A 20,285-nucleotide genomic window follows, 5' to 3' on the forward strand; every position below is an offset into this window, starting at 1 on the left:
GATCCCCAGACTTCTTTACCTCGCGGATGGCGACTGGCGGAGACCCGTCGCGCCATCGCACGGTTCCTGGTTGGACGAGTCGCTGGTACGCCAGCAGGAGAAAGGTAGTCGATGCATTCCCTTCCCGGAAACCCGTCGAAGTTCGGGCGACCGGTTGGTGACCAGGGGGGCCTGGTGCCCACCACCTACCGGGTGACGCTTTATCGGAGTGGGGCACCGACCGACGACCCGACGGGACACGGGACGGCGACCACCGGGGATCGGTTGTCGGATGACATCGACACCTCTCACGAGCTGGTGTTCTACATCGCGCCGATCAGGTAGCCGCAGCGAGTACGGCACAGAGGGGGGCGGTACGGCGGCGTCGGGGAACCGATTCCGCCGTACCGGTGTCGACCTGGTGCACGTAAGGGGTCACCGAGGCGGGGATGGATCCGTTCCGTGCCCGGGCCTGGGTCGGTTGCCATAGCATCGGGGCATGGCTGCCAACCGGGGAGGCTTCTGCCGAGGTGGGAGCCGTGAGCGAAGCTGACTGGTCCACGTTGCGGGACCGCCGGGCGACTGATCCGGGGGTCGGCGACGCCTACGAGGCGGCCCGGATCGCCACCGAACTGGGCCAAGCCGTACGCGAGTTGCGGGAAAGCCGGGGCTGGTCGCAGGCGCAGCTCTCCCAGCAGGCCGGGATGACCCAGTCGGCACTTGCCCGGTTCGAGGCCGGTGGCACGATGCCGACCCTGCTGATCCTGGTCCGGTTGGCCCGCTCGCTGGATGCCGGTCTCGCCGTCCGGCTACAGGGCACGGGGCCGGCCAGGTGACCGGGTCACTCCGCCCCCAGTCGCCGATGCGGGTCAGCGCGGCGACCGATCCCGCCCCGGACCAACTGGAGAACGAGGACCAGGTGTTCCAGTACGGCGAACTGGTCGGCGTACTGGATGGGGCGACCGTACCGGAGGGTTTCGAGACCGGATGTGTCCACGGACCGGCGTGGTACGTCCGACAACTCGCCGCGCGGATCGGGCTGGCCGCTGCCGGGCGGCCGGCGGCCACCCTGATGGGTAACCTCGCGGCGGCGATCCTGGCGGTCCGGGCCGATCACGACGGGCAGTGCGACCTCGACCATCCGGGCACCCCGTCGTCGACGGTCTGCCTGCTCCGGCACGGCGGCGATCACGTCGACTACCTGATCCTGTGCGACAGTCCGCTCGTGGTCGACCTTGGTGACGAGGTGCGGGTGATCTCCGACGATCGGCTGGTGACGGCGCTGGCCGCGCTACGGCAGAGCGCCGCCAGCGGCCCGGTGGGGTCCGGCGACGCCGATCCGGCGACCCGGTTCCACCGCAGTGTGCTGCTGCAACGGCAGCAGATGAACCAGACCCACGGCTACTGGGTGGCGGCGGCCAATCCGGATGCGGCGTACCACGCGGTGACCGGCACGTTTCCGCTGACCGGTCCGGGCCGGATCCGCCGCGCCGCGCTGCTGACCGACGGTGCCTCGGCCGCGGTCGAGGAGTTCGCCCTGCTGGACTGGGCCGGCCTGCTCGACACCCTGAGCCAGTACGGGCCGGACGAGCTGATCCGCCGGGTCCGGCGAGCGGAGGAGGGCGGCCAGGGCCGCCGTCGGCACAAGACGTACGACGACGCTACCGCCGTACTGTGCCACTTCGACGGCGGCTGAGTGGCCGACCGACCGTCCTGTCGACGGCGGCTGACTGACCGGCCGCCCTCCTCCGTTGGTGCTCGTTGCGGTCAGTACGCGGCCAGCACCGCGCCCTGGTACTTCTCCTCGATGAACTTCTTCACCTCGGGCGAGTGCAGCAGCTCCTCCAGCTTGGCCACCCGCGGGTCGGTCTCCCCGCCGGTACGCACGACGAGCAGGTTGGCGTACGGGTTGTCCTGCCCCTGCTCCAGGGCGAGCGCGTCGGTGGCCGGCTTGAGATCGGTCTCGATCGCGTAGTTGCCGTTGATCACAGCCAGTGCCGCGTCGTCCAGGCTGCGCGGCAGCTGCGCCGCCTCCAGCTCCTTGAACTCCAGCTGCTTGGGGTTGTCGACGATGTCCCGCTGGGTGGCCTTGACCCCGACGCCGTCCTTGAGCTTGATCAGACCGTTGTTGGCGAGCAGGTTCAGCGCCCGACCGGAGTTGGACGGGTCGTTGGGGATCGCGACGACGCTCTTGGCGGGCACGTCGGCCAGGTTCTGCACCTTCTTGGAGTAGACGCCCAGCGGCTCGATGTGCACCGGCTTCAGCGCGGTGAACTGGTAGCCCTTGGCAGCCTTCTCCTCCTCCAGGTACGGCAGGTGCTGGAAGTAGTTGGCGTCCAGCTGCTTCTCCGAGAGCGCCCGGTTGGGCTGCACGTAGTCGGTGAACTCGACGATGTCGATCTTGATGCCGGCCTTCTCGGCCAGGTTGTCCTTGACGTACTTGAGGATCTCAGCGTGAGGGACCGGGCTGACCCCCACCTTGAGCGCGGCGTCCGGCGGGGTCGCGGTGCCGTTGTCCTCAGCGTCCGCCCCACAGGCCGCCAGGCCCAGGACGAGCGCGGCCGCGGTGAGCGTGACGGTTAGGGCGCGTCGCACGAGTTACTGCCTCTCTTTGATGTAAGGAAGGGCCCCTTGTTATCGCTTTTTGTATAGGAAGGGCCCCTTCCTAACTCCCCTCCGGCGGTCACCGGTGGGACAGTCGACGGGCGACCAGGTCGCCCAGCATTTGGATGAGCTGTACGAAGATCACCAGCAGTACGACGGTGGCGATCATGACGTCGTCCTCGTAGCGCTGGTAGCCGTAGCGCAGGGCAAGGTCACCGAGGCCACCGCCACCGACCACCCCCGCCATCGCGGAATAGCCGACGAGCGCGACGATGGTGATCGTCAGCCCCGCCACCAGGCCGGGCCGGGCCTCCTGGAGCAGCACCTTGAAGACGATCTGCCAACGGGACGCCCCCATCGCCCGGGCTGCGGAGATCACATCCCGGGCGACCTCCCGGAGCGCCGTCTCGACGATGCGCGCATAGAACGGGATGGCGCTGACGGTGAGCGGCACGATCGCCGCCGTGGTGCCGATGGTCGTACCGACCACGGTCCGGGTGAACGGGATGATCACCATCAGCAGGATGATGAACGGCAGGGACCGGCCGACGTTGACGACAAGACCCAGGAGCGCGTTTACCGGCTTGGCCGCGAGCAGCCCGTCCCGGTCGGTCAGGATCAAAAGTACGCCGACCAGCAGTCCACCGACGGCGGCCAGCACCGCGGAGGCACCGACCATGTACGCCGTCTCCTTCAGTCCCTGCCAGAGCAGTGGGGCGAGGTCTGGGGAGATCATCGGACCACCTCCACGGGCAGCCCGGCGTCACGCAGGTGACGCAGCGGTGCCTCGTTGCGGTCGGCGGTGCCGGGTAGCGCGACCCGGAGTCGGCCGGCCCGGGTGCCGGCCAGCGTCTCGACCGCACCGCCGATGATCCGGACGTCCAGGTCGTACTGGCGGCTGAGGGTGGCGACGAACGACTCGTCGGTGGTGCCGGTCAGAGTGACGTCCAGGATCGTCGTGTCCGGCAATTCCGGTACGGGGCCGAGCGGGAACAGGTCCCGGGCGAGTTCGGAGTCGGGGCGGGCGATCAGCTCCGGTACCGGACCGGACTCGACGATCCGGCCGTCCCGCATGATCGCGACCGAGTCGCAGAGCCGCTTGACCACGTCCATCTCGTGCGTGATCAGAAGGATGGTCAGGCCGAGCCGCTGGTTGAGTTCGCGCAGCAGGTCCAGCGTGGCAGCGGTGGTCTCCGGGTCGAGGGCCGAGGTGGCCTCGTCGGAGAGCAGCACGCTGGGCCGGCCGGCGAGGGCACGGGCGATGCCGACCCGCTGTTTCTGGCCGCCGGACAACTGGGCCGGGTAGGAGTTGGCCCGGTCGGCGAGTCCGACCAGATCAAGCAGTTCGCGTACGCGGGTGGCCCGCTCCCCGCGCGGCACGCCCATCACCTCTAGGGCGAATGCGACGTTGCCGGCGGCGGTACGGGAGCTGAGCAGGGCGAAGTGCTGGTGGATCATGCCGATCCGCTGTCGAGCTGAGCGCAGCTTGTCCTCCCGCAGCGCGGACAGCTCGACCCCGTCAACGGTGATCGTGCCGGTGTCAGGGCGTTCGAGCAGGTTGACGCAGCGCAGCAGGGTGCTCTTGCCAGCGCCGCTTCGACCGACGACACCGAAGACCTCTCCGTCACGTACGGTGAGGTCGACGTTGTCGACCGCGGTGACGGTACGGCCACGGGAGCGGAAGGTCTTCCGGAGACCTTCGATGCGGATCACGATGGGTCCTTCTCGGGCGGGGAGGGGTGGGTTGACCGTTCTGCGGGTCCGGGTCTGCCCGCCGTGCGGGCGCAACGGTCAAGGATATGCGCTGGTCAGCAACGTGACGATATTGTCTATTGTTTTGGTAGGTTAATGGTTCGCGCAGGTGGCGGCAGCACAACGTGAGCCGAAACACTTTCCGGTCGGGTACGCCAAAGCGGTGGACGGGACGGCTCGGGAGGGGAAGACTCCGGCTCGTGACGGGCAAGGTGTGGCTGGCGCCGGTTGATGAGCAGAACCTGGAGTCGTTGCTGTCCGTAGCTGTCGCCGAGGCTGAGCCGCACGAGGTCATGCCGCCGGTGACGGCCCCGGCCGGCTGGTCCCAGGCGCGCCGTGACGCGTTCCGCGAGTTTCACCGGGCCAGTTTCGGCGGATTGTCCGGCCCGACCGGCACCCTGATGTACGCAGTGGTCAGCGACGTGGGGGTGCTCGGCGTGATCCGAATGGCGCGCCGCGACCCGGAAACCGTGGAGACCGGCATTTGGCTCGGGCAGTCCGCCCGGGGGCAGGGCATCGCGGCGACCGCCCTGCGGTTGCTCTTCGTCGAGGCGGCCCAGATCGGCGCGCGCCGAGTCGTCGCCGACACCACAGCGGGCAACGCCGCCGCGCTCAGCGTGCTTCGCCAGGTCGGGGCGGTGCTCGAGTCGGACGGCGACGGCGCCGTACGCGCCGAGATCCACCTTCCCGCCTGACTCACCCGCCCACTCACCCTGACCTCCCCCTGACCACCCCACCCTCCCCCGCCCGACTTCCCGGTTGATCAAGAGATTTACGTCACCCAAGGGCGTCCCTGATGACGTAAATCTCTTGATCAACGCGAACGGTCGGTGCCGTCTTAGGGGCCGCCGGTAAAAGATCGCGGTGACCCGGTCGGCTTGGGCCGACCAGATCACCGCGATCAGGAGTGCGAAAGGGGTCAGGCGAGCGTCAGCTCACCTTGCTGGTTAGTTCACCGGGACGTTCTTGACGATCGCGGGGAACTGCTCGCCCTCGGCGAACCCGACGAACCCACCGGCGAAGACGGTGTCGCTGCGCGGGTCGGTTGCCAGGTCCTTGATGCTCATGCCGTACGGGTTGTCGACCGCCGGGAAGGCCACCTCGCTCCACTGGCCGTTGGTGAGCCGGTAGAACTGGTAGTAGGTGCCGACCCATAGGGTGCCGGCCCCGTATGCCGCACCGTGGACGTACTTGGTGATGCCGGGCATCTGCTCGTGCACCCAGGTCGTCCCGTTGAAGCGCAGGTAGCCGGGGGCGGTGGTGGTGCCGAAGACGTAGAGGTTGCTGGCGGAAACCGCCACGGTCTCATTGAAGTACCCGGTGTACGTCGCCGGCAGGGTGCCCGACGTCCAGGTCGACCCGTTCCACCGGTACGCCACCTTGGTCAGCGACGAAACGGACTGGTAGCCCAGCAGCCAGAAGTTGTTGGTCGCGGTGCCCACCATGACCTTCGGCTGGATCGTCGGCATGGTCACCGCCTGCCAAGCGCTGCCGTTGAAACGGAAACCCTTGCCCTGGATCGTGTCGAAGGCCCAGATGTCGTTTGCGGCGAAGGCGCGGACAATTCCGATCGGATACTGACTGCCGGCCGCCGCATTCGACCAGGCGGTGCCGTTCCAGTGCCAGCGTTGCGGTGTGTCCTGCGAGTCGAACACGAAGAAATTGGTGCAGGAAACGCCGCCGAGCGCCGAATACCTTTCGCTTGTGGGAATATTCGGTTGGGGAATCTGGACCAATGCGGAACCATTCCAACAGCGGATACCGGCCTGGTATTCGTCGGCGAACAGAACGTCACCGGAGAGGGTCGGCTCGACGTAGTCGTAGGCGTTGGGCTTCGGCTCCGTCGGCGCTGGACCGATCTCCGCCACCTGCCAGTTCCCGGGCTGTGCGGCCTGGGCGGTGGGGGTTTCGGTGGCGTGGGCGGGAATTGAGATCGAGGCTAGTCCGATGAGTAGGCTGCCGGCGGTTGCCAGGCGGCCCCAGTTTTGTAAACGCAAAATGCTTCCCCTCATTTGCGCAGGCCACGGAGACCTGTCTCAACAGGTCCTGTTGTGGCTGATCCCCCGTGGCCCTATTGTTTCTCGGGCTAACCACAATCCTAATCGGACGATAATTGAGATACCAGGGTTGACATTCGTCAGCGAGCGGTCTGCTTTTCGGCGTACGCGGACAACCAGGCGACCTGCGCCGGATCGAGGGACGGCCGAACGCGTTCCCGGGCCGAGGCCACGTGCGCAGCCGTGACCGTGGACGCCTCCAGCGACTCCCGCATCGCAGCCAACGCTGCCTCCCGGACCAGCGCGGCACAGTCGGCGGCCGAGAAACCATCCAACGACTCGGCCAGTGCTGGCAGGTCCACGTCCTCGGCCAGCGGCACAGCCCGGGACGCGGCGCGCAGGATCTCGCCCCGGGCGTCGCCGTCCGGCGGCGGCACGTAGACCAGCCGCTCCAGCCGGCCGGGCCGTAGCAGGGCCGGGTCGACCAGGTCGGGCCGGTTGGTCGCCCCGATCACCACCACGTTGCGCAGCGACTCGATCCCGTCCAACTCGGTGAGCAGGGCGGCGACGACCCGGTCGGTGGTGCCACCGTCACTGGCCTGGCCGCGTACCGGGGCGAGGGCGTCCACCTCGTCGAGGAAGATCAACGTCGGGGCGGCCTCCCGGGCCCGGCGGAACAGTTCGCGTACCGCCCGCTCGCTCTCGCCGACCCACTTCGAGAGCAGCTCCGCCCCCTTGACCGAGAGCACGTTCGCCCGACCGGTGCCGGCCAACGCGGTGACCAGGAAGGTCTTGCCGCACCCGGGCGGGCCATAGAGCAGTACGCCGCGCGGCGGTTGCACGCCGAGCCGGGCGAAGGTGTCCGGGTAGGTCAACGGCCACAGCACCGACTCGGTCAGCACCTCCTTGACCGCCGCCATGTCGCCGACGTCGTCCAGCGTCACCGAGGCGACCTCCAACGTGGACGATGCCATCGAGGTGGGGCGGACGACTTCGAGGGCCGCCGTGAAGTCCGCCATCGCCACCACCGGCGCGGAGGCCGACTTCTGCCGCAGCGCCGCCCGTACCCCGGCCTCCCGGACCAGCGCGGCCAGGTCGGCGGTGACGAACCCGGGCGTACGACCAGCCACCTCGTCCAGTCGCACGTCGTCGGCGAGCGGCATCTCCCGGGTCAGTACGGCCAACTGCTCGCGGCGCAGCGCCGGGTCCGGCAGGGGTACGGCGATTTCCAGGGACAGCAGGTCAGGGGCGCGCAACGACGGGTCGACCGACTCGGGACGGCTGGTCGTGCAGACCACGGCTGTGCCGACGCGTACCGCCTCGGCCAGGGTCTGCCGGAACACGGTGGCCACCGGCCCCGGCTGGTCCCGGGGGGCCAGCGCCTCGACGTCGGAGATCAGCAGTACGCCGGGCGCGGTGGCCCGTACCGTTTCGGCGGCCTGCCGGAGTCGGCGGGCGGCCGCATCGTTGGTGAGCGCGGCGATCTCCGGGGCCCACAGCGTCTCCACTCGGGCCCCCACCTCCCCGGCGACCGCCCGGACCAGCGCCGACTTGCCCGAACCAGCCGGGCCGGTGATCAGTACGCCGAGGGAGACCGTGGTGCCCAGCCGGCCCAGCACCTCGCGATGGTGGAAGCCGAGGTCGAGCAACTCGGTCAACTCGTGTGCCTGCGCCTTCAGGCCGGGCAGGTCCTCCAGGCTGGGCGTCGGTTCGGCGGTCGGAGCCGGAGCCGGTCCACCGACCGGGGTGCCGACGGTCCCGATGCCGGGCCCGACCGTGGCTCCGATGCCGGGCCCGGCCCCGCCTCCCGCTCCGGCCGTGGCTCCCGTAGGCGGGGCGACGGTGGTCCCGATGGCGGCCCGGGCCGGGTTGGCGGGGCGTACCTCGGCACCGGTGGAGCCGTGGGTGACCTGCCCGGCTTGCCAGCCGACAACGGTGTCCATGGTGACCAGGGCCGCCTGCGCCGGTTCGGCGGTGGCGACGGTGAGCAGGGTGCTGGTCCAGGCATAGCCGAGGGTGTTGGAGAGGCTGCGCCTAGCCGCCTCGACCAGCGTACGGGCGGCCGCATCCGGCAGGACGTCCTGCGGCAGCAGGGACACGTCGTCCCCGGTGGTGACCATTTTGCCGAGTAGTGCCAGGCGCAGCATCTCCGGTGAGACGACTGCGGTCACCTCGGCCGGGCCGGTCAACGTCACCCGCTGCGCGGCGACCACCGGAACGGGGCTGATCGTGACCTGGCCGCCGTCGCGGATGCCGAGGTTGCCCAAAATCAGGTCGTCGGCGTAGAGCAGCGCTCGGCTGGCGGTGTTCTCGGCTCGGGCCGCGATTCCGGCGGTGACCCGCCGGCCGGCGAGCCGTACCGGGGCTCCCGGCTGTAGGCCCAGCGCGGCGAGCACCTCCGGGTGCAGCCGGACGATGCCCCGTCGGGCGTCCAGAGCGGCGGGTCGCAGGTTCGCGGTGAGAGTCAGGTCTGGATCAGCCACGCCGCCGAGCGTATCCGCCCTGCTCACCCCTGCTTGCCAGTTAGGAAGGGCCCCTTCCTATACAAAAAGCGATAGGAAGGGGCCCTTCCTAACCGCGCAGCGGAGCGGGCGGGGTGCGTATGCGACGTACGGCGGGATCTCAGGCACTCCACAGCAAGCGGCCCGTAACGTGATCCCATGCCTTCCCCGCTGTCGGCGCGGCTTCGCCGTGCCCTGCCCCGGATGACCCGACGTCGGGTCATCACCGCCTCGGTGGTGATTGTCCTGCTCGCCGGGGCGGTCACCTGGGCGGTGTGGCCCGAGAGTAAAGACTTCGGCGTACGAGATCAGATGATCACGGTGCGGTCCGGGCCAACCGGCGACGAGCCCGTTGACCTCGACACCCGATTTTTCCTGCCCGACGGCGCGTCGGCCCAGGATCCCGTGCCGGCGGTGTTGCTGGCGCACGGCTTCGGCGGGACGAAGGAGACGGTCCGCTCCGACGCGGAGGAGTTGGCCGGCCTGGGGTACGCGGTGCTGACGTACAGCGCGCGTGGGTTCGGCCGCAGTGGTGGCCAGATCCACCTCGACAACCCCGACTACGAGGTACGCGACGCCTCCCGGCTGCTCGACTGGCTGGCTGCCCGGCCGGACATCCGTACCGATGCTGCCGGTGATCCCCGGGTGGGCGTGGTGGGCGGCTCGTACGGCGGCGGCTTGGCCTTGATGCTCGCCGCGCAGGATCCCCGGGTCGACGCGATCGTTCCGATGATCACCTGGAACGACCTGCCGCGTGCGTTCCTGCCCGAGTCGACGGGCAAGTCCCCGGTCGACGGGGTGTTCAAGAAGAGCTGGGCGGGGCTGTTCTTCGGCAGCGGCAGCAGCGCCGGCGGACCGGGCATCCCCAGCGGGGCGGGAGCCCCGGGCGCGGCGGGCAGCCTCCCGGGCGGTATGCCGGGCGGGCTCGACCCGGCGTGTGGCCGGTTCGCGGCCGACATCTGTGCCGCGTACCTGGAGATCGCCGCCACCGGCAAGGCCACCGACGCTTCGGTCGAGCTGCTGCGCCGGTCCAGCCCATCCAGCGTGATCGACAAGATCAAGGCACCGACCCTGCTGATCCAGGGCACGGCGGACACCCTCTTCCCGCTGACCGAGGCGGAGGCGAACGCCCGGGGCATCGCGGCCAACGGCACACCGGTACGCGTCGCCTGGTTCACCGGCGGGCACGATGGTGGCTCCGGCCCGGACACCGACCAGGATCGGGTCAAGTTCCTCACTGCCGAGTGGCTCAACCACTATGTGAAGGGCGAAGGGGCGGCACCGGAGAACAGTTTCACCTGGTCACGGATCGCCGGTTTCGACGCGATGGACCGGGGGCTGGTGGCCACCGGCTACCGCACCACCGACTATCCGGGTCTGGGCGGCCAGGCCACGACGTCGGTGAGCGTGGCCGGTCCGCCGCAGCGGATCGCCAACCCGGCGGGCGGCAATCCGGCCGCCATCTCGTCGCTGCCGTTGGCCGGCGGGTTCTCCTCGCTACTCGAAGGGGTAGCGGGTGACCTGCCCGGACAGCATGCCCGGTTCGAGTCCGAGCCGCTGGCCGAGGCGGTGAACGTGGCCGGTTCACCGACCGTGTCGATCCGGGCGGCGTCGCCGACCGGCGAGGCGGTGCTTTTCGTCAAGCTCTACGACGTGGACCCGAACGGTTCGGCGGCACTCTCCAACGGCCTGGTCGCCCCGGTCCGCCTGACCGGCCTGCCGACCGACATCACCGCCGCCCAGCCGGTGCAGGTGACCCTGCCGGCGATCGTCCGCCGGTTCGAGAGCGGGCACCGGCTGCGGATCGTGGTCGCCACCTCCGACCAGAGCTACACCACCCCGAATGCGCCAACCGTCTACTCGGTGGCGCTCGGCGATGGCCCGGTGGCGCTGCCCACGGTCAACGGCGAGGAGATCGCCACCACCGCCGTACTGTGGCGCTGGGTGCTGGCTGGTTTGGTCGCCGCGATCGTGGTCGGGCTCGTCGTGGTCGTCCTGGTGGTCCGCCGCCGGCACCGTCGCCACGACACCTCGGTGACCGCCGAGTACGCCGACACCCCGCTGGTCGTACGGCAACTGCGCAAGGAGTACGCGGACGGCTTCGTCGCCGTATCCAACGTGGACTTCACGGTGGAACGGGGACAGGTGGTTGGCCTGCTCGGGCCGAACGGTGCCGGTAAGACCACCACCCTGCGGGTGCTGATGGGGCTGACCCAACCGACGGCCGGGGAGATTTATGTCTTCGGGCATCGGCTGGTCCCCGGCTCGCCGGTGCTGTCCCGGATCGGGGCCCTGGTGGAAGGACCCGGATTCCTGCCGCACCTGAGCGGCTTGGAGAACCTGCGGGCGTACTGGCAGGCCACCGGACGGCCGCTGGCCGACGCGCACTTCGACGAGGCGCTGGAGATCGCCGGGCTGGGCGACTCCGTACACCGCAAGATCCGGACGTACAGCCACGGCATGCGGCAACGGCTCGCCATCGCGCAGGCCATGCTGGGCCTGCCCGAGCTGCTGGTGCTCGACGAACCGACGGACGGCCTCGACCCGCCGCAGATCGCCGAGATGCGCCGGGTGCTCAAGCGGTACGCCACCGACGGCCGCGCCGTGTTGGTCTCCAGCCACCTGCTGGCCGAGGTGGAGCAGACCTGCACCCACGCCGTGGTGGTGAACAAGGGCACGATCGTTGCCGCCGGCCCGGTGGAGGAGATCGTCGGCGAGTCGCCCAGCGTGCTCTTCGACGTCACCGACCCGGCCGCCGCCCGGGACGTACTCGACCGGCTGGAGGGCGTACGGGTGCTGCCGGATGGGGACGGCGGGCTGGTCGTGGACACCAACGGCACCGCCCGCAGTGAGGTGGTGGCCGAGTTGGTGCGGGCCGGGGTCGGAGTGGACCGGGTGGTGCCACGGCGCCGCCTGGAGGACGCGTTCCTCGCCCTGGTTGGCGAGAACTCTCGGGGAAGCGGGGACCGCTGATGTCAACTGCCGAAGCCACGTCGTCGGACCGGTCCGGCTCGACTGATGCCCTGGTGGCGGCCGGTGCCGCCCCCGGCTATCGCCCCTCGGCGACCCTGCCGATCTGGGCCGAGTTCCGCCGGCAGGCGTCGCGTCGTCGTACGCAGTTGGCGCTGGCCTGCATGGTCCTGCTGCCACTGATCATCCTGATCGCGTTCCAGTTCCCGCAGGACGACGACCGTGACCGTAATGGTGGTGGCGAGTTCAGCAGCCTGATCGATCTGGCCACTGCCGGCGGGCTCAACTTCACCCTCTTCACCATCTTCGTGTCGGCGTCGTTCCTGCTGGTCGTGGTGGTGGCGCTGTTCTGCGGGGACACGGTGGCCAGCGAGGCGAGCTGGGGGAGTCTGCGCTATCTGCTGGCCGTACCGGTGCCCCGGGCCCGGCTGCTGGCGGTGAAGCTGGTGGTCGCGCTGGCGTACTCCGGGTTGGCTCTGCTGTTGCTGGCCGGCACCGCGTTGCTTGCCGGCACCCTGCGGTACGGCTGGGAACCGATGCAGAGCACGGTCGCCGCGCAGATTTCGGCCGGTGATGGGCTGTTGCGCCTGCTCGCGATCCTGGGTTACCTGGCGGTGGTGCTGCTTACCGTTGCCGGCCTGGCGTTCCTGCTGTCGGTGGTGACCGATGCGGCGCTGGGTGCGGTCGGTGGGGCGGTGCTGTTGTGGATTCTCTCCACGATTCTCAACCAGATCGAAGCGCTCGGCGTGGTGCGTGAGTTCCTGCCGACGCACTACAGCAACGCCTGGCTGGGGCTGCTCTCGACGCCGATGCAGACTGACGACATCGTCCGGGGCTGCATCTCGGCGATCTGTTACGCCACGCTCTTCTGGTCGCTGGCCTTCTGGCGGTTCACCCGCAAGGACGTCGTCTCCTGAGCGCCACTCCAGGATCCCCGGCCCGGCTACCGCTGCCGTTCGGTACGCCGGGTATGGGGATCCTGGAGTGGTGGCGTGGCCGATCAGCCGCAGTTGCCCCAGGTGTACCGGCCGTTCATGGCGTAGTCCGAGCTGGTGGTGATGACACCGTCGTACTTGACGCACTTGCCGCTCGCCGATACCCGCACTGCGGCGTAGTAGTTGTAGTAGCCCTGGTCGCGTTTCCAGTCACTGGCACCCTGTACGTACACCCGGGCGTCCATGCTGTTTCCCGTACCCAGGAACTTCGTCTTGACGGTGGTGACGCAGTTGTCGCCGGTCGCCCTGTTGTACATCAGGTAGACGTCGCCCCACTTCGCGCCGGAGTATTCGGCCGTCAGCGTCCGGTGGCCGTCGGACGTCCGACTCCAGGTGCCGCCAAACTCGGTCGAGCAGGCCGCCTCCGGCGTGTACGCAGTGGCGGCGTATCCCGGTGACGCCACCGACAACGCCAGCATGACTGCCGAAGTGCTCACAATTCCCAGTCGACGTACAAGCTTCTTCACGCGGTGACCGTACGTGCCGGAGTTCCGTTGATGATCAATGTCGGCTGCTTCTTGAGGCTTTCTTGAGATCTGATCCGGTTGTGCTGCTGCTGGCGCTGGCAGGTGACGCTGTTGCTGTCGCCGGCATCGGCGGGTAACGCGGAGCGGCCCGGCACTGGTGAAGTGCCGGGCCGCTCCGCGTCGAGTGCGGTTACGAACAGCGCACCCAGACCCCTTCCGAGGCGTCGTATACGCACGCCCGGTACAGGACGACGCTGTCCTCGTAGTAGTTCTTGTTGCACACACCCCACTTGCCGCTGCCCAGTCCGTTGCGGCAGCCGCCCTGACGGTAGAGCGCGCCGTTCCGGTAGTTGGCCCAGTGTGCGACGGCGGACGCGCTGTCACCGGAGGTGTCCTTCACCCACCACTTGTCGCCGTACGCCTGGAAGCAGGCGATGGCACCGGTGGTCGACACGCAGGGGAGCCCGGACGGCGGGGTGCCCGCCTCGGCGGTGTTCCACTCGTACGACACCATCGGCTGGATGTCCGGTGCCGACGCTGTCGACGAGGCGGGTGCCGGTGCCGATTCGGTCGCCGAGGCGGGTGCCGCCGTCAATGCGCCGACGGTCAGGGTTGCTGCGGCGATTGCGGCGAGCGCTTTCATTGATCGTTTCACGGAGTTGGTTTCCTTTCTGTGGCGGTTAGGTCCAGCTCAAGTTGGCCGGCTCCGTGCCCAGCATGTCCAGTCTTCCGACTTCGAGTCAATGAAGTTCAATGCACTGGTTCTGTCGCATTGATTACTCATCGCGTAGAGTGGTGGTGAATTTACTTATAAACGTCTATTCATTTTTGTTTGTTGAGGCCGAGGGCGGTGAGAGCGCTGGCGAGGGTGGGTGCGGTGGCGACGTGCCGGAGGGCGCCATCCTTCTCGTGTACGTGCAGGTGGCAGCCTCTGTGTTCGTAGCGGATGCTGACCGGCTGTCCGGCGTGATAGCGGGCCAGTCGGCGGATCTGTGGTACGGGATCCTCGACGAGCGGCAGCGGACGCGGCGTCTGAGGAACGGGAATGGCCTGATCAAAATCGGCGGGGACGGCGGTGGTCACCGCGTTTTCGAGGTACGCCATGAAATGTGCGGCGGCGGCTTCCGGCGTCAAATGATACGGAATCAAATTGGGGTCGATCGGTGTGCTCGGGGGAGTCATTGCGATCTGCCAGCGTTCCCCGTGAATACATCTCGGATCTGATTCGTTGAGTCGGTGGTCCTGCATTGTGAGGGTGATCGCCTGATGCAGGCCGTGGGCGAGTCGGATCAGCTCGGCGATCGGCGGGGCTGGGGGCGGGACGAGTCCGACCAGGAGCCGACCACCGGGCCGACCGGCGCTGATGTCGACGAGATACTGCCGCAGCGGGTCGGCATCGGCACGGTCGACGGTGACGATGCCCTCCTTCAGGAACTGGTCGAGGGGGTGGTGCCAGTCGAGTTCGACCAGGTCTTCTTGACGCCCCTGAAGCAGCATTGCCCAGTAGCGCAGTTGATAGTGCCGAGGGAGCTGATGGATCGGCTTTCCGTTCGGCTCGTTGCCGACGTGCGGGGCCACCACCGGAGCCTCGGTGGAGGGCCAATTGAGATGTACGACCTGATCGCGCAGGTCGGTGATGGTGACGACAGCCCCGTGCTGGATTCGACCACTGCCCTGACAGGTGTGACAGGTGCTCTGGCAGTTCGGGCAGGCCGCCTCCGGGATAGCGGCACCCTGCCAGCCGGGGGCTGGCGGTTCCCAGGTGCGCCGCAGGTTGATGACCTCACGCCGTACCACTTGGCCGGTGGATTGTTCGGTCAGCACCTCGATGCGGTCGGCGGCTTTCAGGCGGGTGTGCCACCACCGACCGTCCCGCCAGATCGCCTGCGCCCCGGCCGCGTCGCCGAGGCCGTCCAGATCCGCGTGCAAGCGGCGTTCGAGTTGATCCAAATCTACGGCTGGCGGTTCCGGTGGCTGCTCGGATCGATGGGGGCGCAGGTAGTGGGCCGGGGCGGACTGGGACCGCTCGCGTAATCCGGACATCGCCTTCTTGAATGTGGTGGCCGCGACCGTGGACAGTAGGTCGTCACCGTTGGCGTACGGCATTGTCGGTATCTCCCCGCCGGGGAGGTCGTAGCGGATGTCCCAGCCCAGGCCACCGTGGGTGCGACGGCGGGCCTCGACCACCAGGTCCAGGCAGAGCAGGTCGGCCAGCTGGCACAACCGTCCCAGTTCCGCGCCGAGGTCGCGGGGTGTCGGCAGCATCATGTTGCCGAGCCAGATCCGCCACGGAAGCCAGCAGTGTCGGCCGAGGGCTTCGGCCTCAAGCCGCCACCGCTCGGCGGCGGGCAGATCCGGCGTCCAGCCCCGAGGCAGGGGGATGTTGAATTCGGCCGTCTGCTGCCCCGGGTAGCGCACGTCCCACCAGCTCGTTACCCGCGCCGCCGTGGCCAGGTCGGCGACGAGCGGCGTCAGCGCCAGCTCCCAGCGCCCGGCCCTGTCACGCTGAGGCTCCACCCCACCCGGTACGACATTGGTCGAGGCGACCACCCCGCTGTCCAGGTTGACCACGGTGAGTACCAGTTGGACCCGCAGGCGACCGGTCTGGCCGCAGCCATCGCAGCTCTGGCTGACGTAGCCGGTGCCGTGGCACAGCTCGCACTCCTGGTAGGGCCGGGTTCCGGGCTGGACTTCTTCCGTTTCGTCGATCAGGAACCGGTCGCCCCACTGCACGCAGCGGCACACGTCGAGGGTGCGGGCCAGCCCGTCACACTGCCCGCAGACGATCACTGGTGGCCAGGTGTCCGCCGGCAGTCCGTCGCTTTTTCCGATCACGAGCGCCGCCAGCCGTGCGGTAAGCAGGTGCCCGGGTGGCCGGCGCGGCGCTCGCACCGCCGCTGACCTTCGATGAGCTGGTCGCAGAAGGCTCGGACCCGGTTAGTCTGGTCGTCTTCTGTCGAGACCGTCACCTCTGCGCCGTCCAACTCGGACAGGAAGGCCAGTGACCGGGTCATGGTCCGCGCCAGCAGCAGCGCCGAATCAAGATCAGTCTCCGTGTACGGCAGATGCGCCACGAACCGCACCGATTCCACCGGTGCGACCTTACGAACCTCAGGACTCACGGGTTGGATCCGTCCTCTCGTCAACGGGCTGGGTGTGTTGTTTGGTCTGCGGGCGTTGCTTTGTCTGGCGCTTGGCGATCAGCTCCGAAGTGGTGGCACCACACTCGGGGCACCAGCGACTCTTCGCGCGGAAGGCCCACAGTCCGGCCAGGAAGCCGAACAGAGCCACGCCTACCAGGGAAAACACGGCTTCCATGAGCTCACCTCGGGTTTGGCGGTAAGCCTGAAACAGGTTCCTAACCTCGGACTTCGTGGTGAGATTAGACGCTCCGTGCTGTTTTAGAAACCCGTTGTAAGGTCTTTTCTTACTCGGGGTGAGGGACCATAATCAACGCGTGGTGAACCCGACGATTCAGCGGCGCCGCCTCGGCCATGCCTTGAAGCGCGCCCGCGAAGCTGCCCGCAAGACCCAGGATGAGGCTGCCGTCATCATCGACGCGGCCGGTAGCAAGGTGAGCCGGCTGGAGCTGGGCCAGTCCGGCATCCGGCTCACCGACCTCAAGCTGCTGCTCGACTTCTACGGCGTGGATGACGAGCAAGCCGACGCGATGCGCGACCTCGCCCGTGCCGGCCGCCAACGTGGCCGCTGGAGCGGACATCGGAGCGTCATCTCGGACTGGTTCCGGCAGTACGTCGACCTGGAAGCCGACGCTGCCGAACTCCGCTGGTACCAGGCCGAGGTGCTGCCTGGCATCCTCCAGATCGAGCCCTACATCCGCGCGATGTATGACATGGCCAAGCCCCGCCTGACCGATGGTGAGATTAACCAAATGGTGGCGGTGCGGCTCGATCGCCAGGCCATCTTCGACCGGGCGGAAGCACCGGAGCTGAGCTTCATCCTGAGCGAGTCGGCTGTGCGTCGGAATATCGGCGGTCCGGCGATCATGCGGGATCAACTGCTGCACCTGCTCAAGGTCGCCGAGCTGCCGAACGTCAACCTCCAGGTGTTCCCGTTCGATGCCCAGAGCTACGAAACGGCGTCGTTCAACTTCGAGGTCCTGAGCTTCGGTGACGACACCACCTCGGATGTCGTTTACATTGAGGACTACACCGACGCCAACTACCTCGATCGACACGACGATGTACGGACCTACAAGCGGCTGTGGGACAGGCTCCAAGCCGCCGCCCTCGGTCCGGTGGAGTCGCAGCGTCTGATCCTGTCGCTGGCGGACGAGGCTGAGCGACGACAGAAGGAATGAGGCGACCCAGATGACTCCCGACTCCACCAACGTGACGTGGCGTAAGTCGAGCCGTAGCGACCAGAACGGTGGCGCATGCGTTGAGGTGGCGGACCTGCCGGGCAGTGTCGCCGTGCGAGACAGTAAGAACCCGTCCGGACCGGTGCTGGCCTTTACCTCCACCGAGTGGCACGCCTTCATTGCCGGTACGAAGACCGGCCAGTTCGACCTCACCTGACGTCGACTTCCTGACGCGACGGCTGTGTTCGGGTGATCGATTCCGGTAGTGTTCGGGCGATTACCCGGGCGTGACGAGGGCTGCTGTACCTCTGCCACGACTGTCCATAACCGACTGGTCGGACTGGGGGAGGCCACATGGCCAGCATCGAGGATGTCACAGCACTTCCGGTCCAAGCTGCCGGGCTCGCGATAGGCCAATCCAGTTCGGGGCCCACTCTTGGTCCTGATTACGTAGCCATTCACGGCTGACTCAGGCCACCGACGTGAGCATCGATGACGTGAAGGCCACCATTCGAGCGGGCAACCATGCCGTTGAGCAGGGGAAAGCTACCTTCCGTGCGGCGGTCATCGCGGCAGCGGAGGCCGAGGGTTTGGCTCGCCAGACACTCCACGACAGCCGGGACGACGAAGCCCAAGAGGCGTTGGCAGCGCTGAAAAACGCCGCCGCTGAGGTCAACCAGACGGTACGTCGTTTTGGTAATGCGATTGATCATGCTGACGCCTACATGAAGGCGCTGGGATGACCGGAAATGTCGGCGATGTGGTTGCCCAACTCTTGAACGTGCGTAATCGTCTGGCTGAGGCGGCAGTGACGGCAATGCGGGCCAAAGCCGATGCCGATCATGCACAAGGTCGCTATGTCGAGGCTGCCGACGGAACTGATCATCCGCAAATACGAGAAGCCATAGCCGACATTCGTACGGCAAGTGAGAAATCTGCCAAGTATGCCCGCCTCCTCGAAGAGGCAAGGGAAAGCTTGGCGAAATATATTGGTAGAATCGCCCCTGGTGTAGTTTCGAGTAAGGATATTGAAAACGCCATGCCGTCTGGCGAGAGGCTGATTTCCGAAGCTGATCGACGCTCAGAGGCGCAACGTAACGTCGATGCTCTGATGGGCATGCTGACGCGCAAAGTTGAGGACGTTCAAGAGGCGGCAAAGTCCTCTACGAAGCTCGGGAAGCAGGCCATCAAGCTGCTGGAAGGCTCACGGGGCCCTACGGGTTCGGAGGTGCCGAAGAGAACGAAGGCTCCGGCGGTAGTGCAAGGAGGGACGAGAACCAAGGTTGACGTGCCCGAGGCTGCCGGGCACCTTGTTGTTGTCGGACTTGTCGTCGGAATTGCCGTCCATAAAGTAGGTCGACTAGCCCGTAGGGCGATAGAGAGGTTGCAGGCATATGGCCGTTGGGGTTGAGCTGTCCGACTTGGTGCGAGCAATAGCCCGACGCGATTGGGGCTCGGCTGATCGACTACTCGATGAGTTGGATCGGCGAGGCTGGCAAGGCGGGACGCAAATAATTGGTGCTGCCTTCGCAATCGCAGTGAATAGGAGATTCCGGTCCGATTATGACGTTCACGAAGTCACGCGTTTCGTTGCTGAGATTCGGTCGCAGTTCGAGGGAGGGGAGTCGCTTCCCGCTCTTGAACTGGAAGGGCTGATTCGGGCAGCTCTTGGAGAAGTGGATCTTATCGAGAGCATCGATCGGGACTTTGCCTTTCAAGCGCAAATCGTCGTGCTTGGCAAGATCTTGCAGGACTTGGACCTTACCGAGAGTCAGCTAGAGGCGTTCATCTCCGAGGTCGAAGAGACTGCCACGAGGTTCATGTAACGCTGTACAGCCGCTCGCGGTCGACATCGCCAACCCTCTACTCCAGCTCTTGGATGCTGCGGGATCCAGGAGGGCGCGGCCAGCCAGCCGAGTCAAGGTGACTGTGGACGTCCGGATGTAGGGTTCCGGCATGCAATCGGAGCTTGTAGATGAGATTGTGGCTGCGTACGCTGCCGGCCATCCGGTGTCCGCTATCGAAGCCCGGTACGGCATTCCCCACTGGGAAATCGAACGAATCCTGGTCGAATCGCTCGCCCATGAGCCCGATCGTGGAACAGTGGCCCCTCCGCTGGCCGGTACGCCGAGCCCAGGCGCGCCAGTGGTTGCTCCGAATCATCCCCCCGCATCCACCTTTGCACCCAGCGGAACTATGCCGGCCCTCCCGGCCGCCCCAGTCGTGCGGGCACCAGCTCCGATCATCGGTGCCGTAGTCCTCATCGCGCTGGCTGCGGTCGGGCGGATCGTCAACGTGCCGTCCGCCCTCCTGCCGCTCGACGTGTTCGCTACCTTGCCAACAGTCGTGATGATTGCAATTGCGATCGTGATGATCGCGATCATCATCGTCGTCTACGGCTTGGTCGGATTCGGCGTCTGGCGTGGTTATCAGTGGGCGCAGTGGCTGGCGGTGCTTGGTGGCGGCGCGACCGTAGTCGCTGGTTATCTCATGCTGAACGATGCGGCCCCGGTTACCGGTCTGCTGCTTCTTGCGGAAGGCGGCGCGTTGGTCTCCTTGGTCCTGGTCCCCGAGTCGGTCCGAGTGTGGTTTGCCAACCGCTAGCCTCGGTCTTTCACTTGAGCGTCGACTCATAGTTGGCGCTCGATGAACGGCGATTCGGGTGTTTAGAGAGGTTCTACCGGTATGCCGAGGGCCCG

At 67.2% G+C, this 20,285-nt stretch carries 21 protein-coding genes; 11 read left to right on the forward strand and 10 right to left on the reverse strand.

Going from position 1 to position 20,285, the window contains the following annotated elements; all coding sequences use genetic code 11:
• The first annotated feature begins 111 nt into the window (after positions 1 to 111).
• The 3 genes from ACWDV4_RS05580 (at position 112) to ACWDV4_RS05590 (ending at position 1,675) form a co-directional block, all read left to right on the forward strand.
• A complete protein-coding gene (locus tag ACWDV4_RS05580) occupies positions 112 to 324 on the forward strand; it encodes a hypothetical protein (RefSeq protein WP_449975097.1) in 213 nt (70 codons plus the stop codon).
• Positions 325 to 518: 194 nt separating this feature from the next.
• The gene (locus ACWDV4_RS05585; protein WP_449975099.1) at positions 519 to 815 is read left to right on the forward strand and encodes a helix-turn-helix domain-containing protein; all 297 of its coding nucleotides are present in this window, start codon (positions 519 to 521) and stop codon (positions 813 to 815) included.
• The gene (locus tag ACWDV4_RS05590) at positions 812 to 1,675 is read left to right on the forward strand and encodes a hypothetical protein (RefSeq protein WP_449975101.1); all 864 of its coding nucleotides are present in this window, start codon (positions 812 to 814) and stop codon (positions 1,673 to 1,675) included. The genes ACWDV4_RS05585 and ACWDV4_RS05590 overlap by 4 nt, the downstream gene beginning before the upstream one ends.
• A 71-nt stretch (positions 1,676 to 1,746) precedes the next feature.
• Here the strand turns inward: ACWDV4_RS05590 and ACWDV4_RS05595 are convergent, their stop codons facing one another.
• From ACWDV4_RS05595 to ACWDV4_RS05605, 3 genes are all read right to left on the reverse strand, one after another.
• A complete protein-coding gene (locus tag ACWDV4_RS05595; protein WP_449975103.1) occupies positions 1,747 to 2,574 on the reverse strand; it encodes a MetQ/NlpA family ABC transporter substrate-binding protein in 828 nt (275 codons plus the stop codon).
• Between the two features lie 88 nt (positions 2,575 to 2,662).
• Complete coding sequence (locus tag ACWDV4_RS05600) at positions 2,663 to 3,319, reverse strand: methionine ABC transporter permease (protein WP_449975104.1); 657 nt, start codon at positions 3,317 to 3,319, stop codon at positions 2,663 to 2,665.
• Positions 3,316 to 4,296, reverse strand: a complete 981-nt coding sequence (locus ACWDV4_RS05605; protein ID WP_449975106.1) for a methionine ABC transporter ATP-binding protein — start codon at positions 4,294 to 4,296, stop codon at positions 3,316 to 3,318. Before ACWDV4_RS05605 ends, ACWDV4_RS05600 begins: the two co-directional genes overlap by 4 nt.
• A gap of 239 nt (positions 4,297 to 4,535) precedes the next feature.
• Between ACWDV4_RS05605 and ACWDV4_RS05610 the strand changes: the two genes are divergently transcribed.
• Positions 4,536 to 5,030: a GNAT family N-acetyltransferase gene (locus ACWDV4_RS05610; protein ID WP_449975108.1), complete on the forward strand. Its 495-nt coding sequence runs from the start codon at positions 4,536 to 4,538 to the stop codon at positions 5,028 to 5,030.
• Between the two features lie 252 nt (positions 5,031 to 5,282).
• On the opposite strand, the gene ACWDV4_RS05615 is transcribed toward ACWDV4_RS05610, so the two are convergent.
• Positions 5,283 to 6,347, reverse strand: coding sequence for a hypothetical protein (locus tag ACWDV4_RS05615; RefSeq protein ID WP_449975110.1), 1,065 nt, complete (start codon positions 6,345 to 6,347; stop codon positions 5,283 to 5,285).
• A gap of 125 nt (positions 6,348 to 6,472) precedes the next feature.
• A complete protein-coding gene (locus ACWDV4_RS05620; RefSeq protein WP_449975111.1) occupies positions 6,473 to 8,815 on the reverse strand; it encodes an AAA family ATPase in 2,343 nt (780 codons plus the stop codon).
• 177 nt (positions 8,816 to 8,992) lie between these two features.
• On the opposite strand from ACWDV4_RS05620, the gene ACWDV4_RS05625 reads away from it, so the two are divergent.
• Both ACWDV4_RS05625 and ACWDV4_RS05630 read left to right on the forward strand, forming a co-directional pair.
• On the forward strand, positions 8,993 to 11,806 hold the full coding sequence (locus ACWDV4_RS05625) for an alpha/beta fold hydrolase (RefSeq protein ID WP_449975113.1): 2,814 nt from the start codon (positions 8,993 to 8,995) through the stop codon (positions 11,804 to 11,806).
• Positions 11,806 to 12,720 carry an ABC transporter permease gene (locus ACWDV4_RS05630; protein ID WP_449975115.1) on the forward strand — a complete coding sequence of 305 codons (915 nt, stop codon included), beginning with the start codon at positions 11,806 to 11,808 and terminating at the stop codon, positions 12,718 to 12,720. The genes ACWDV4_RS05625 and ACWDV4_RS05630 overlap by 1 nt, the downstream gene beginning before the upstream one ends.
• A gap of 83 nt (positions 12,721 to 12,803) precedes the next feature.
• Here the strand turns inward: ACWDV4_RS05630 and ACWDV4_RS05635 are convergent, their stop codons facing one another.
• From ACWDV4_RS05635 to ACWDV4_RS05655, 5 genes are all read right to left on the reverse strand, one after another.
• On the reverse strand, positions 12,804 to 13,265 hold the full coding sequence (locus tag ACWDV4_RS05635; protein WP_449975117.1) for a hypothetical protein: 462 nt from the start codon (positions 13,263 to 13,265) through the stop codon (positions 12,804 to 12,806).
• 190 nt (positions 13,266 to 13,455) lie between these two features.
• Positions 13,456 to 13,920, reverse strand: a complete 465-nt coding sequence (locus ACWDV4_RS05640) for a hypothetical protein (protein ID WP_449975118.1) — start codon at positions 13,918 to 13,920, stop codon at positions 13,456 to 13,458.
• A gap of 167 nt (positions 13,921 to 14,087) precedes the next feature.
• Positions 14,088 to 16,100: a hypothetical protein gene (locus ACWDV4_RS05645; RefSeq protein ID WP_449975120.1), complete on the reverse strand. Its 2,013-nt coding sequence runs from the start codon at positions 16,098 to 16,100 to the stop codon at positions 14,088 to 14,090.
• Entirely contained in the window at positions 16,097 to 16,357 is a 261-nt protein-coding gene (locus ACWDV4_RS05650; RefSeq protein ID WP_449975122.1) for a hypothetical protein, read from the reverse strand. The genes ACWDV4_RS05645 and ACWDV4_RS05650 overlap by 4 nt, the downstream gene beginning before the upstream one ends.
• 19 nt (positions 16,358 to 16,376) lie before the next feature.
• Complete coding sequence (locus ACWDV4_RS05655) at positions 16,377 to 16,583, reverse strand: hypothetical protein (protein WP_449975124.1); 207 nt, start codon at positions 16,581 to 16,583, stop codon at positions 16,377 to 16,379.
• Positions 16,584 to 16,722: 139 nt separating this feature from the next.
• Here ACWDV4_RS05655 and ACWDV4_RS05660 point away from each other — a divergent pair, with 139 nt between their 5' ends.
• From ACWDV4_RS05660 to ACWDV4_RS05680, 5 genes are all read left to right on the forward strand, one after another.
• Positions 16,723 to 17,586 (forward strand): helix-turn-helix domain-containing protein, encoded by an 864-nt coding sequence (locus ACWDV4_RS05660; protein WP_449975125.1) that lies wholly within the window; start codon positions 16,723 to 16,725, stop codon positions 17,584 to 17,586.
• 10 nt (positions 17,587 to 17,596) lie between these two features.
• On the forward strand, positions 17,597 to 17,803 hold the full coding sequence (locus ACWDV4_RS05665) for a DUF397 domain-containing protein (RefSeq protein WP_449975127.1): 207 nt from the start codon (positions 17,597 to 17,599) through the stop codon (positions 17,801 to 17,803).
• 265 nt (positions 17,804 to 18,068) lie between these two features.
• Positions 18,069 to 18,329 carry a hypothetical protein gene (locus ACWDV4_RS05670; RefSeq protein WP_449975129.1) on the forward strand — a complete coding sequence of 87 codons (261 nt, stop codon included), beginning with the start codon at positions 18,069 to 18,071 and terminating at the stop codon, positions 18,327 to 18,329.
• Positions 18,326 to 18,997, forward strand: a complete 672-nt coding sequence (locus tag ACWDV4_RS05675; RefSeq protein WP_449975131.1) for a hypothetical protein — start codon at positions 18,326 to 18,328, stop codon at positions 18,995 to 18,997. The genes ACWDV4_RS05670 and ACWDV4_RS05675 overlap by 4 nt, the downstream gene beginning before the upstream one ends.
• 545 nt (positions 18,998 to 19,542) lie before the next feature.
• Complete coding sequence (locus tag ACWDV4_RS05680; RefSeq protein WP_449975133.1) at positions 19,543 to 20,190, forward strand: hypothetical protein; 648 nt, start codon at positions 19,543 to 19,545, stop codon at positions 20,188 to 20,190.
• Positions 20,191 to 20,285 lie beyond the last annotated feature (95 nt).

This window comes from Micromonospora sp. NPDC003197 (genome assembly GCF_053590565.1).

Coding starts and splice junctions, on each gene's coding strand:
- ACWDV4_RS05580 (WP_449975097.1), top strand. CDS start 112: ATGCATTCCCTTCCCGGAAACCCGTCGAAGTTCGGGCGACCGGTTGGT.
- ACWDV4_RS05600 (WP_449975104.1), bottom strand. CDS start 3,319: ATGATCTCCCCAGACCTCGCCCCACTGCTCTGGCAGGGACTGAAGGAG.
- ACWDV4_RS05615 (WP_449975110.1), bottom strand. CDS start 6,347: ATGAGGGGAAGCATTTTGCGTTTACAAAACTGGGGCCGCCTGGCAACC.
- ACWDV4_RS05625 (WP_449975113.1), top strand. CDS start 8,993: ATGCCTTCCCCGCTGTCGGCGCGGCTTCGCCGTGCCCTGCCCCGGATG.
- ACWDV4_RS05630 (WP_449975115.1), top strand. CDS start 11,806: ATGTCAACTGCCGAAGCCACGTCGTCGGACCGGTCCGGCTCGACTGAT.
- ACWDV4_RS05655 (WP_449975124.1), bottom strand. CDS start 16,583: ATGGAAGCCGTGTTTTCCCTGGTAGGCGTGGCTCTGTTCGGCTTCCTG.
- ACWDV4_RS05665 (WP_449975127.1), top strand. CDS start 17,597: ATGACTCCCGACTCCACCAACGTGACGTGGCGTAAGTCGAGCCGTAGC.
- ACWDV4_RS05675 (WP_449975131.1), top strand. CDS start 18,326: ATGACCGGAAATGTCGGCGATGTGGTTGCCCAACTCTTGAACGTGCGT.
- ACWDV4_RS05680 (WP_449975133.1), top strand. CDS start 19,543: ATGCAATCGGAGCTTGTAGATGAGATTGTGGCTGCGTACGCTGCCGGC.